8 protein-coding genes are annotated in these 13,691 nt (G+C 46.5%); 6 read left to right on the top strand and 2 right to left on the bottom strand.

The annotated features are described in order from the left end of the window. The first annotated feature begins 67 nt into the window (after positions 1 to 67). On the top strand, positions 68 to 2,893 hold the full coding sequence (locus QUA99_RS20660; RefSeq protein WP_333240239.1) for a calcium-binding protein: 2,826 nt from the start codon (positions 68 to 70) through the stop codon (positions 2,891 to 2,893). 303 nt (positions 2,894 to 3,196) lie between these two features. Here the strand turns inward: QUA99_RS20660 and QUA99_RS20655 are convergent, their stop codons facing one another. Beyond that, positions 3,197 to 3,865, bottom strand: a complete 669-nt coding sequence (locus QUA99_RS20655) for a glycosyl hydrolase 108 family protein (protein ID WP_333240237.1) — start codon at positions 3,863 to 3,865, stop codon at positions 3,197 to 3,199. Between the two features lie 99 nt (positions 3,866 to 3,964). Here QUA99_RS20655 and QUA99_RS20650 point away from each other — a divergent pair, with 99 nt between their 5' ends. The 5 genes from QUA99_RS20650 to QUA99_RS20630 all read left to right on the top strand — a co-directional run bounded on the left by QUA99_RS20650 (position 3,965) and on the right by QUA99_RS20630 (position 9,575). Continuing rightward, a complete protein-coding gene (locus QUA99_RS20650; RefSeq protein WP_333240235.1) occupies positions 3,965 to 6,154 on the top strand; it encodes a tetratricopeptide repeat protein in 2,190 nt (729 codons plus the stop codon). Between the two features lie 209 nt (positions 6,155 to 6,363). Further along, a complete protein-coding gene (locus tag QUA99_RS20645) occupies positions 6,364 to 6,960 on the top strand; it encodes a tRNA isopentenyl-2-thiomethyl-A-37 hydroxylase MiaE (RefSeq protein ID WP_333240233.1) in 597 nt (198 codons plus the stop codon). A 91-nt stretch (positions 6,961 to 7,051) separates the two neighbouring features. Beyond that, positions 7,052 to 7,546: a GNAT family N-acetyltransferase gene (locus QUA99_RS20640; RefSeq protein ID WP_333240231.1), complete on the top strand. Its 495-nt coding sequence runs from the start codon at positions 7,052 to 7,054 to the stop codon at positions 7,544 to 7,546. Positions 7,547 to 7,887: 341 nt separating this feature from the next. Next, positions 7,888 to 8,112, top strand: a complete 225-nt coding sequence (locus QUA99_RS20635) for an MAPEG family protein (protein ID WP_333240229.1) — start codon at positions 7,888 to 7,890, stop codon at positions 8,110 to 8,112. Positions 8,113 to 8,186: 74 nt separating this feature from the next. Beyond that, positions 8,187 to 9,575, top strand: a complete 1,389-nt coding sequence (locus tag QUA99_RS20630) for a cytochrome P450 (protein ID WP_333240227.1) — start codon at positions 8,187 to 8,189, stop codon at positions 9,573 to 9,575. Between the two features lie 56 nt (positions 9,576 to 9,631). Here the strand turns inward: QUA99_RS20630 and QUA99_RS20625 are convergent, their stop codons facing one another. Next, positions 9,632 to 13,474, bottom strand: coding sequence for a PAS domain S-box protein (locus QUA99_RS20625; protein WP_333240225.1), 3,843 nt, complete (start codon positions 13,472 to 13,474; stop codon positions 9,632 to 9,634). Between the last annotated feature and the right edge of the window lie 217 nt (positions 13,475 to 13,691).

The following is a 13,691-nucleotide window of genomic DNA, read 5'->3' as shown; positions in this document are numbered from 1 at the left end:
CTGAGATATCGCGCCATTATCGATAACCGATAGAGCAACCGGGTTTCTGAATAAAAATATTGAGTTTGTGGCAGAGTATTGGCCAGAAACCGGGTTTCTGCCGGAGGTGCAAGATATCAGCTCGAACTCGTATTTAAGTAGCAAAAACTTCAAAACTAACAACATCACATCAGGAAATTCAGTCATGGCATTTATTTTTGCACTCAATGACAGTGACACTCTACTAACAGGAACTGCGAACAATGACGACATATTCGGAGCGGCAGGAAACGATAGCCTCGTCGGGCTAGGAGGTAGAGACTTTCTGTTCGGCGATGAAGGGAATAACTCGATCGTTGGCGGACTTGGCGATGATTCCCTAATTGACGGACTCGGTAATTCGACTCTCGGCGGCGGTGAAGGCAATGATTTTCTCGGCAGCACTGGCGGTAATGACCTAATTTTTGGCGACGCGGGGGATGACAGTCTCATCAGCGGTGATACGATCGCCGGTGCGAACAAATCTGCTACGCTTCTAGGCGGATTGGGCGACGATGTAATACTTGGCGGTGCTGGCAAAGATTCGATCGATGGCGGGGATGGTATTGACTTTCTCGCGGGTTTCGATGCCGATGATTCAATTTCAGGAGGAGATGGCAGCGATTTTCTCTCCGGCGATAACGGCAATGACACTCTCAAAGGAGGACTCGGCAGCGATTTTTTGTCTGGAAATGCCGGCAGCGATTCGATCGACGGCGGAGACGGTTTTGATATAGTTTCCTATGGCGAAGCAACAACTCCCGTGCTGGTAAATCTCGTAACAGGGATAGCCACAGGAGAAGGCACCGACACTCTCATCGGTATTGAAGACATTGACGGCGGCAGCGGCAACGATTCTCTGACAGGAAATACTAGCTCTAATTTCCTAAGTGGTTTCGCTGGGGATGACTCTCTGTTGGGATTAGATGGCGGTGATTTCCTCGGCGGCGGTGATGGCAATGACTTCCTCGGCGGCGGTGATGGCAACGATTTCTTATCTGGAGAAGCTGGTAATAACACGCTTGATGGTGGAGAGGGTTTCGATCTAGTTTCTTACAGCACTGCAACTAGCCCGGTAGTCGCTAACCTCACAACTGGAACGGCGACGGGAGAAGGAACTGACAGTCTCATCGGTATTGAAGATATTTTCGGTGGCAGCGGCAACGATTCTCTAACAGGAAATACTAGCTCTAATTTCCTAAGTGGTTTGGCTGGCGATGACTTCCTGTCGGGATTGGATGGTGGCGACTTCCTGTTTGGCGGTGATGGCAAGGACATCTTGAATGGGGGGGCGGGCAATGATTTTATGGGCGGGGATGCTGGCGATGATTCTTTAAACGGCGGGTTGGGTAATGACTTTGTATTGGGGGGAGATGGCAATAATACCCTTGTCGGTGGTGGCGGTGCTGACTTCTTGCTAGGAGGGGCGGGCAATGATTTTTATCAGTTGGACGGTACGACGGCTCAAGGTAGCATCATTTCAGACATTGGCGGCACAAATTCCCTCAGTATTCCGGGAGTCACGCTATCGCTTACTTTAGCTCCTGGCACGACGGGATTGGGACGAGATGGCACGAGTTTGGCGATCGACTTGAACCAAGATGGTACGATCGACGGTCGAGATGTAGAGATTGTAGACTTCTTTGCGACGGAGACAGGAACTAATCCCGGTACTGGCGTCATCCAAACAGTGGGAAATTTCAGCAGCACGCAAATTTTCAGTAGTTTTGCTGTCTCGCCTCCACCGCCTCCGCCGCAACCGCTACCTCCCACACCGACACCTCCAACTCCACCGACGCCAACGCCTCCACCGACGCCTCCAACTCCGCCGCCACCTACTCCTACACCCGTACTGACGGCACCAACACCTGCACCAACTCCAACGCCCGCCCCAACGCCCGAGCCGACGCCGACTCCAACGCCCGCCCCAACGCCCGAGCCGACGCCAACACCAACGCCCGAGCCAACGCCTGCGCCGACGCCAACACCAACGCCTGCGCCGACGCCAACACCAACGCCTGCGCCGACGCCAACGCCCGAGCCGACGCCGACTCCAACGCCCGAGCCGACTCCGACTCCAACACCAACGCCTGCGCCGACTCCAACGCCCGAGCCGACTCCGACTCCAACACCAACGCCTGCGCCGACGCCAACACCAACGGAATCATGTCCGGCACCGATATCGATACCGATGCCTGTATTGGAACCTGGCCCGATCGTAACTCTGGAAAATTCAGGAGATGATTTGCTGTTTGGTACTAGCGGTGAAGATAGTATCAATGGCGGCAGGGGCAATGACACGATGTTTGGTTTGGATGCTGCTGATAGTTTGTTTGGAAGTGATGGGGACGATCGCATTTTTGGCAATCCCGGCAGCGATACTATTGATGGTGCTGCTGGCGATGATGTTATTTTTGGCGGCAAAGATAACGATTTAATTGTCGGGCGCGATGGGAACGATCGACTCAGGGGCGATCTAGCTAATGATACTGTCATCGGTGACAATGGCGACGATCTTCAGTTCGGCGGCAAAGGGTTGGATGTGCTGTTTGGCGGGGAAGGCAATGATACGCTGAGCGGCGATTTGGCTCAAGATACTTTAGTTGGCGGGTCGGGAAATGATTTGTTTGTGCTGCGCCAAAATGGAGCCCCAGCGGATGCAAATTTTGCTGATTTAATTGCCGATTTTCAGGTGGGAATTGATTCGATCGGACTTACTGGAAATTTGACCTTTAATAATTTGCGACTGGACGAGGTTGATTGCAGCACTGTGATTCGAGTTGCGGATTCCGGTCAAGTTTTAGCTGTGGTTAATTCGGTGAAGCCAGACCAACTTTTGGGAAGTTTTGTGACTGCTAATATCACTTTGATTTAGAGAGTAAAGGGCGATCGAATGGGCGATCGAGGCGCGATCGCTTAAACCGAAAGCTCGCTGTGGGAATTAATTCGCACAGCGAGTAGCTTAGAGGATGTTTTACAGCACATTCCACGTTTATGAAGGACACCCGCCTATCGATCTATCCCGCCGTAGGGACTTAGGCACTCGCGTCCCTACTTCATAAACCTGGAATACGCTGTATCAGCAACAGGCAAGATGCCTGTTCCACAAATATTAATTTTTCTTGTGGGATGGGCACTGCTAGCCCGCCCTCAAAGGCCTATTTACAAATGAATCGGCTTAATTTTTAAGCTTGTTCACGTAGCCCCACAAACTGTAATCTCGGCTCAGCCAACCCCGGAAAAAAGCCATCTGACTCGGATCTTCTTGCACCCGTTTGTAGCGGTAAATAATCCGTTCGTTAATCATTTGCAGCGCCGTATTTTTGTTGTTAGCGGCTTTCAATGCTTCCTTGGTGCGCGGGTCAAAAACGCCGGTTTGCGGCAAACCTAACGCTTGCTGGAGAAAGGTAATAGAGTTATTAATACCGAAATTAACGGCGGTGTCAAACATGACGATCGCCAAAGCTGGCTGCATCGTGCCCGAAAGACTAGAATCCCAGTAATGTTGATAAATTTCTAAGAGCTCTGCTTCCGACATCTGCGTCACGTCTAGAGGCGGAAGCCCTCGACTGTAGCGGTAAGCGTTGTATTCCGTTTGCAAGACGCCCCGATAAGTTCTGCCACCCTTATCTGCGGGGTGATTGCTGAATCCGCCCTCAAAATATAGGGTGAAATAAAGAGCCGTTTGAAATAATTTCTGCCGAAAGCTGGCTGTCTGCTGCTGCTGTGCGAAAGTTTTTTGGGCAAAGGGTAAGGGAATTGCTAAGGTTAACAAGAGTATCCCCAGCAGGAGGTTTGGTTTCCACTTGATGTTATGTTGGCGCTGTGTCGCTTGCTTGTCGCTCATAAATTCTCTGTGACGATTGCCCGTAGTTCCGCTAAAACTGCTACTCTGCAAAATAATATAGATTCAACCTTTAACTTGATAGCACAGATAGGCCGCCAAATGAATTCCGATTTTCGCAACCAATCCGAAACACCCGAATTAGAAGATGCTGCATCGCTGACAGTCGTTGCAGAAACCTATTACTCTCAAGGCAATTTAGCAGCAGCCGTCGCTGCTTGTCGCCGAGCTCTGGAATTGCAACCGGATTGGGCGGCGGCTTACGTGACAATGGGCAATGTGCAGCAAGCAAGCGGCCAAATTGATGAAGCGATGCGGTTTTATTCTGAGGCGATCGCCCTGAATCCCGATTTTGCTGAGGCTTATGCTAATTTGGGCAGTATGCTATACAAACAAGGGCGTTTGGTGGAGGCAATTGTCAATTACCAAAAGGCGATCGAACTTAAACCGAATTTGGCTGCTGCTTACTGGAATTTGGCAGGAGCACTGAAGCAGCAGGGGCAGCCGGATGCAGCGGTAGCATACGAGCAAAAAGCTCTCGAACTCAATCCCCATCTGGCTCAGGTAGATTTTCACTTAAATTTAGGAGATAAATTAGCGCGGCAAGGGAAGTTAGATGAGGCGGTGGCTGCATGGCAGCAGGCGATCGCATTCAAACCCGATTTAGCCGAAGCATACTGTCAAATAGGCATAGTTTTGCGCCACCAAGGCAACTTTAAAGACGCAATACCCAACCTTCAAAAAGCCCTAGAAATTAAACCCGATTTTATTTCGGCTCACCAACATTTATGCGGCATCCTCAGAGACACTAGCGATTTAGCGGCAGCGCGGCAAGCCGTTCACAAATACAGCCAAATGTGTGCCGAAACCGATCCAATTATGACCGCTATTTACTTCGTCAGCACCTATCAAGTGTCGGGATTGAATCAAATTGCGGGCGATCGATTTTTAGAGCTAGAGTCGTACTTGCAGCAAAACTTAGAAACCGCTAGTTCGGTAGAAATTAAATCGCTTTATGCAAACTTCTTATTCAGCACGCCCTATTTGCGAGATGACTTGGCGGCGAACTCAAAACTTTACAGATTAATTGCCCAAAAGTATATCGACCAATGTATCAAACCTAATTTTTCTCAACCCGCAAATTACACTTTCAAACCAAATGCCCCATCCAGCAAGTTAAAAATCGGCTTTTTGTCCAATCACTTCAGCCGCCATTCTGTAGGTTGGTGCAGCGCTGACATCATTCGCGAATTGTCAGACATCACACCCAATTTGTATTTGTACGCTTCCGAAAGAATTGTTCCTGACGATCGCACTGAGCAATTTGAAAGTTTGGGCAAACTGACTTTTCCGAAAAATTACCCAAACGGACTTGCCAATTCGGCAGAAATTATCGACCAAATTCAGCAAGATGAATTGGACGTTTTAGTCGATTTAGATTCTCTCAGCGTACCAGTTCACGCTGACATTCTCTACCAAAAACCCGCACCAGTTTGTGTTTCTTGGCTCGGATTTGACGCCCCTTACATATCCCCAGAAAATTACTTTCTTACAGACTGGCACTCGCACCCAGCCGGGCGGGAAAAATATTATGACGAGCAGCTAATTAGGATGCCTGATTCCTTTGTAGCCGTGTCAGGGTTTCATAGATATGGAGTCGATCCGGTTGCATTGAGAAAGTCGAATCGGATCGGTTTGGATCAGATAGTTTACCTGTGCGTCGCTCCCGGCCGAAAATTCAATCGCGAGTTGGTAAAAGCACAAGTTGCAATTCTCAAACAAGTACCGAACAGTATTTTAATTCACAAAGCTTTAGGCGATGCTGCTGTGTTTGAGGGTGCCTATCACCAAGCTTGCGAAGCTGAAGGAGTCGGCAGGCACCGAATTAAGTTTTTGCCGAGGTTTGCTACTGAGGAAGAACACAGAATTATCTATTTGTTGGCCGATGTTTTGTTAGATTCTTATCCTTACAACGGAGGGACTCACAGTTTAGAGGCTTTGTGGTTTAATTTGCCGGTGGTGACTCGCACAGGAGAGCAGTTTTTGTCGAGAATGGCTTATTCGTTTTTGCAGGCTTTGGGAATTGAAGCTGGTGTGGCTTGGTCTTGGTCGGAATATGTGGATTTGGGTATAAAATTCGGTAAAGATCCTGAATTGAGAAACGCAATTAAAGCACAGTTGGTGAAATCTAAAGATGCAGCCAATTTGTCGCCGCTGTGGAATCCGAAAAAGTTTGCTGGTGATATGTATGGGGTGTTTCAAAAATTGTGTAAAATCAATTTTGAAAAGTAGGGACACGGCACTGCCGTGTCCGGCGCGGGGACTAGGACACGGCACTGCCGTGTCCCTACAATTAATCGGGCGATGGTTACATTTTTAATCAAGGAAGATGGATTATTTTGGGGTAGGGAAACGGCATTGCCGTGTCCTCGGTTGCCTATCCTTCCGATGCTCTTGTCAACGATATCCTTCCTCATCTCAAATCTAAAATCTAAAAGGGTATGAATTCAACACTGCCAACTATTAAGTTTTTGAAACAGCCGACTTCGGAAGCTTGGGTGCAACAGGCGATCGCCCATTTAGATACAATCTTATTAGACCATTCTCACTGCGAGCGGAAAGCGGCGGGAGTAGCGTTAAATTTGATGTTTCGCTACCCAGCAAGGGAAAAATTGGTGAGGATGCTAACGGCGATCGCCCGCGAAGAATTAGAGCATTTCGAGCAAGTCAACCAGCGCTTAGAACAGCGCGGCATTGCTTTAGGCCCTTTGGCTGCACCTCCCTACGGTGCTGGTTTGTCCGGCCAAATTCGCAAGCAGGAACCGGAGAGACTTTTGGATTCTTTGTTGGTTTCTGGTTTGATAGAAGCGCGCAGTCACGAACGCTTGGGGTTGCTGGGCGATCGCTGTCCCGACGCCCAATTAGCTAAATTTTACCGCAGTTTGATGGCTTCGGAAGCGCGCCATTACGGTGTATATTGGATTTTGGCAACAACTTATTTCGATCGGGATATTGTGATGCAGAGGTTGGAGGAATTATCCTTAGTTGAGAGCGAGTTGCTGGCAATTATTCATCCAGAACCGAGAATTCACAGTTAAAATCTAGGTGCATTTAAAGACTGTAAAACACAAAAAATCGCTGATTTTACAGTTGCTAAAGTCAAAAAATAAATATACGTTGCAACAACCCATGAAAACCCAACATCTGGATTTTTTTATTCGTTCCTGGGAAACGCGCGATCGCGCTGAGGCTTTCTATTTAATTAGAGATGTTTTAGCAGAGTACGGTTTAAAATGCGAACCTCACGGGGCAGATCGAGATGTCTATGATGTAGAACTGCACTATCAAGCCAAGGATGGCGAATTTTGGGTAGTTGAACGGCAGGATAAAATAGTGGGTACGGCCGCTTACTATCCCATCGAGCGCGGGAATAATGCTGTGGAAATTCGCAAAATGTATATTTTGCCAGCAGCAAGGGGACAGGGTTTGGGGAAATTTTTACTGAAAGAATTGGAAAGTAAAATTATCGCTCGCGGCTTTGATGAAATCTGGATAGAAACTGCGAGCATTCTCAAGGAAGCTGTTAAAATGTACGAAAATAGCGGATATCTACAGACAACTGGTGTGGAGACGCCAAGGTGCGATCGGGTTTACGTAAAATATCTAGGTATAAAAAAGGTATAATAAGGTTTGGTTTCTGTAAACAATGATTAATTTACTCAGTTTCAATCCACAACAGCAAATAGTTGTTTGGCGAGGCATTTCTGCCTTAATCTTCTGCCTTACTTTTGTACTGATTGGTTATTTTGTGATAGCGCTGCCCCTACCGCTATTAAATACCCCAGAGTCGCGCCTAATTTTCAGCCTTCGCTGCCAAATTTTTCCGTTACTGATGTTATTTGCCGGCATAGTTGCAGTTGGTAATGGTAGATTTAGCAGCCCAGCCATCAACCCTTTAGCGAATGCCGAATCAGAAGCAATGCGGATTAATGTACGTTATCTGAGCAACACGAAGAGAGCAATTTGTGCTGTTTTTTGTAGGCACTTTAATTCTTTCTACGTTTTTAGATACTTACAGCATCAAGCTAATTCCTATTTTGGCAACTTTGTTTGTTTTGGGAAGAATAGCGTTTTGGATAGGCTATCTCAAAGAGCCGATAGAACGAGCTTTTGGCCTGGGACTTACTCTGTATCCTACTATTGCCGTACTAATTTATGATGCCTACCGCGTACTATTTTTTAATAACTGAGAGTGGCGATTTTTTTGACACATAAATTATGCTTTCATTAGTCCTGTGAAACCCTAAAAATAGGAGAAAAACAAATGACTATCCTCACCAAAAACTCTCAATCTCAAAATGATTCTATTAACAAAGTTTTAGACGGACCTAAAGATAATAGATTTGTTCAGACAGTGCGGGGTATTTTAAATCCTCTGTATTATTTAGAACGAAACTATAAAAGCTACGGCGACATTTTTACCAGCAAATTCAGCAATTTTCCGCCCCAGGTAATTATTAGCAATCCTCAAGCTATTCAAGAAATTTTTACAGCGGATTCCAAACTTTTTGAATCCGGTACGGGAAACCAGATAGCGCTACCTTTAGTAGGCCCCAATTCGTTATTGTTGTTAGATGGCGATCGACATTTGCAGCAGCGCAAACTTTTAATGCCACCTTTTCATGGTGAACGCATGAAAGCTTACGGACAAATCATCTGCAATACCACCGAAAAAGTAATTAATAATTGGACTCCTGGTAACTCGGTTATCGCGCAATCAACTATGCAGGAGATTTCCTTGGAAGTGATTTTGCACGCGGTGTTTGGGCTGAGCGAAGGAGAACGCTACCAGCAAATCCAGCAACTTCTTGTTAATATGTTAAATTTTTTTAGCAATCCTTTGAGTGCGACATTTTTGTTTGTGAAGTCGTTGCAACAAGATTTAGGTGCTTGGAGTCCTTGGGGAGGATTTGTGCGACAAAGACAGCGTTTAGATGAACTGCTTTATCAAGAAATTCGCGAACGCAAAACTCAGTCTGAACCATTAGGCGAAGACATCCTGAGCTTGTTAATTTCAGCTCGTGACGAAGCGGGACAGCCGATGAGCGACGTTGAATTGCGGGATGAATTAATGACAATGTTATTCGTGGGACACGAAACTACAGCCACAGCTTTAGCCTGGGCTTTGTATTGGATTCACTACCTCCCAGAAGTCCGCGAAAAACTGCTGCAAGAACTCAATTCTATTGATTTAAAAAATTACGATCCGGCGGAAATAACTAAACTCCCGTATTTGAATGCTGTCTGTTGCGAAACGCTGCGGATTTATCCGATCGTATTTTTTGCATTTCCGCGCATTCTGCAAGCTCCGATGCAGTTAATGGGTTATAATCTTCCCAAAGGAATGATAGTTTCTTCCTGTATTTATTTGGTTCACCACCGTCCTGATATTTACCCGGAACCTAAGCGCTTTAAACCAGAACGTTTTCTCGAACGTCAATTTTCGCCTTACGAATATTTGCCATTTGGGGGAGGAAACCGCCGCTGTATTGGGGCGGCATTTGCCATGTTTGAAATGAAGTTAGTATTGGCGAAAGTGCTGTCACGATACTCTTTAGAACTTGCAGAAAATAGTCCCGTTGTGCCAGTACGTCGCGGTTTGACAATGGCACCGGCTGGAGGTGTGCGTATGACGGTAAAGGGTAGGATTTGAATCCTATCAAATCCGATCGCTCGACCGGACATGATATGATACCTATGCCACCAGTTTTAAATTCTTTTCTGCCGCCGAGGAATCTCGATCGCAAATTCGGAACCTTCTCCCAATACAGAATTGCAGGAAAGCTTGCCGCCGTGTTTTTCTACTATAATAGAGTGCGAAATTGCCAATCCTAAACCAGTTCCTTTGCCAATGGGTTTAGTAGTAAAAAACGGGTCAAACAATCGCTTTTGCACATCTTCGCTCATCCCAGAACCGCTGTCAGCTATCCGAATCGCAACAGAGTTATTGTCGGTGACTTCGGTGCGAATCTTAATTGCCAGATTTTTGGTCGTGGGATTGGATGTGTTCATCTCCATTTCTAAGGCGTCAATCGCATTGCTCAACAAATTCATAAATACTTGATTTAACTGACCGGGATAACATTCAACTAAAGGCAAATTCCCGTATTCTTTAATAAGATTAATTGTGGAGCGATCGGGTTGATTTTTCAGGCGGTTTTGCAAAAGCAGCAACGTGCTTTCAATGCCTGCGTGAATGTCAACTTGTTTCATGTCAGCTTCGTCAAGTCTTGAGAAAGTCCGCAGGCTCAACACTATATCGCGGATGCGATCGGCTCCGACTTTCATAGATGCTAAAATTTTCGGTAAATCTTCAACAAGATAATCAATTTCAAAATCGTCTCTGGCATCTACAATTCTGGCGCTAGGATGGGGGTATTCCTGCTGGTAAAGTTGCAGCATTTTTAGCAAGTTTTCAGTGTATTCGCTAGTGTAGCTGAGATTGCCGTAAATAAAATTAACCGGGTTATTAATTTCATGGGCTACACCTGCTACTAGCTGTCCCAAACTCGACATTTTTTCACTTTGAATTAATTGAGTTTGGGTGCGTTGGAGCTCGTGCAAAGTTTGTTCTAGCTGTTGAGTTTGAGCTTGAGCTAATCGGGCCGCTGTGCGAGTTTGGGTGTAGAGTTCGGCGTGGTCGATCGCGATCGCAATTTGAGCGACCACTGCTTGCATCAGTTCGACTTCAGAGTCGCTCCAATTTCGCACGGACATAGCCTGATAGCAGGCGATCGCCCCAAGATCGCCTGAAGCAGTTTGAACTGGCAGCGACAGCACAGAGTTAATTTTTAATGCCTGGAAATTTTCGCGCACTTCTGCATCTTCAAAAGTGCTGACATCATCAATTCGCATAATTTGTCGCCGCAAAATCTGCCGCCTGGGGACACTAGATTGGTCGCCTACAGAATAAGTACCGAGTAAACTCGGCAAAGCTGCATTCTTCGCTTCGCAAACTATTTCCCAAAGCGGAGGATTGCTGTTGGGGCGATACCAACTGAAGATGCACCAATCTAGGTACATCAGATTGCGAATTTCTTGAACTGCGGTTTCTACAATTGTGTCTAAATCTAAAGAAGTGCGGATTTGATTGGCAATTTGATTGAGCAGCAGTTCTCGCTGAGCTTGCTGTCTGAGCGCTTGTTCCGATCGCACTAAAGTTTCTTCTGCAAGTTTGCGATCGGTTAAATCTTGGATCGCTGCTTGGATGATTTTTTCATTTCCCACCTCGATGATTGTCAGGACGACTTCTGCGGGAAAATCAGTACCGTCTAAGCGCTGGTGAACCCAATCAAAACGGTGGTTTCCCCGCTCAAAGGCGAGATCCATCATTTCGTTAATAAAGCTCAAAGAATCTCTGCCGTTGGGTTGGAAAGGAGGCGAAAGTTTGCCGGGGTTTTTACCGTACAACTGTTGCGGGGCGGTGCAGCCAAATAGTTTGAGGGTGGCTGTGTTGGCATCGGTGATGCAATTGTCACATAACATCAAAACAGGCAAACTGGTTAATTCGTAGAGCGATCGAAATTTGGCTTCCGACTGCTGCAATGCGGCTTCTGTTTGCTTGCGATCGGTAATGTCGGCAACCATTGCCAAAGCGCCCACATAGCGTCCCTGTTTGTCTGCCAAGGAATTAGTAGAAACCATCGCCCACAAGTCGCTGCCGTCTCGGCGACGGAACTTAAGATCGAGCTGTTCGCGAATTCCTTCACGGCGGCGTTCGAGACTGATTTGTGCGATCGCGATGCCTTCTGCATCCATGAAATTAAATAGCGATGCCCCGATCATTTCCTCTGGAGTGCAGCCGAGCATATCAGCCATTTTTTGGTTGACAAAATTAGTTTTACCCTCCGTATCTATCATCCAAATTCCTTCATCTGCTGTCTCGACAATGCACCTGTATTTTTCCTCGCTTTCCCTGAGCGCTTCTTCTGCTAATTGGCGAGCGGTAATGTTTTGAGTCATTAGCAATCCGCCGATAATTTCTTGCAGTTCGTTTCTCACCGGCAAAGCATAACCGAGGTAAACGCGATCGCTGTATAAAAATTCTGTAACAACTGTTTCTCCTGCCAGTGCCGCCCGATAAGTTGGCTCGAGATCGGCGCAAACATCTGGCTCGAATACTTCCCACATTGTCTTGCCTTCCATCAATTCTTTAGAAAGCCCGACTGCTGCTAATTCTGTACCTTCTACCAGCGTGTAGCGCAGTTCTGGATCGAACAAAATCACCGCACCGTTAGGAAAGTTGCTTGCCATAGTGCGGTAAAGCTGTTCGCTTTTTTGCAGCGCAGCTTCGGCTTGTTTGCGATCGCTAATATCAACTACAACTGCACCGATGCCTACAACCTCGCCGTCTTTGTCGAGCAGGGGAAAATAAGAGCCTGTCAGGTGTCGGACAAACCCTGGCTTTCTCGGATTGTCACCGCTCATCTCGATGTTAATTAAGGGTTGTTTCGTTCTCAAAATTTCTTCGTACAAAGGCTCTATTATGGGAGCGCTATTTGGCAATATTTCGCGTACAGTCTTGCCGATGTGATCTGCCGGACTCAGGCCATTTATTTCTGCTAGAAATTGATTAATTTGCACGTAGCGCAGTTGGGAGTCCAAAATGCAAAGTCCTGTCGGTGCCTCCTTAAAAAAGGCATCAAATAGTGCTTGTCTCTGTGCTAATTCTTGTTCTAAAGCTTTGCGAACGCTGAGATCTGTTAAATAGCAAATCATCCCGACAACTTCTCCCGTGTTGTCTTGCAATAGCGAAAGCATCAGGTGCGAGTAAAAATTTTCTCCCGATTTACGGCGTGTTATAACTTCTATTTCATGCTCGTCTTTTTTTTGTACGGGTTTGATGACTTGTTCTAACAAAAATTCGTGCTGTTCTGGCGAATAAATTAGAGAAATGTGCTGTCCGACAGCCTCAGTTTTTTGATAGCCGTATAACTTTTGGGAGGCTTGATTCCAAATCCCGATCGACCCGTCCATATCTGTAGAAATCACCGACTCGTGAATTTGGTCGATAATTTGACTTTGGAGACGCAATTTTTCTTTGGTCTGTTCCAGTTCGGCGATTTTTTCTTGGAGTAGTTCCTTCGTTTTTGCCAGTTCTGCTGTCTGCTTTGCGAGCAATTTTTCTAGATGTGAAGAACTGCAGCGCGGTGCTGATTCTAGCGGCTCGCTATTTTCATGCTGAGGATTAAAAATTTGTTCAGCACTCACCCAAATCGCCCATTCTCCCTCTGTTTCAATTGCCCGTTCGGAAACTAGCACCGGTACGAGATGGTTGTTTTTATGTTTGTATGCTGCTTCACACGAGTCCGTACAGCTATTTTTTACTTGACTTTCTAGATATTTTTCTCTGCCAGCGCACTGTGTTTGCTGAATTTCCCAATAGTTGAGGTGGAGAGTTTCTGCCACTGTGAGGCCGATCATACTTGCAAAAGCTGGATTTACGTCGAGAAAAGTCCCGTCCGTCCGGCACAATGCTAGCCCGATGGGGCTGAGTTCTAACAATTGGCGGCGGGAGCGATTGCGCTTGGCTTTTCCTAACTGGCTTTGCATCTGACCTAGCTGGACTTGGTTTATTTAATTATATCTTTTTATCTTGTTTATTGCTGTGAGTTTTATCCTTAATTAAAAAAGAGGGAAGAAGGAAGTTAGGCAACAGATTGTATAACGGATTTAATCGATGTAACGGATGGATGCTGACGTTGGAGGGAAGAAGGAAGAGGTTGGAGGTTGGAGGTTCGAGGGAGGTTTGGCAACGATCCCTGTACGG

This window comes from Microcoleus sp. F10-B2 (genome assembly GCF_036704965.1).
In the GTDB taxonomy this organism is placed as follows: domain Bacteria; phylum Cyanobacteriota; class Cyanobacteriia; order Cyanobacteriales; family Microcoleaceae; genus Microcoleus.
The sequence above is the reverse complement of the archived record's forward strand: the minus strand, read 5'-3'. Positions and strand labels throughout refer to the sequence as shown.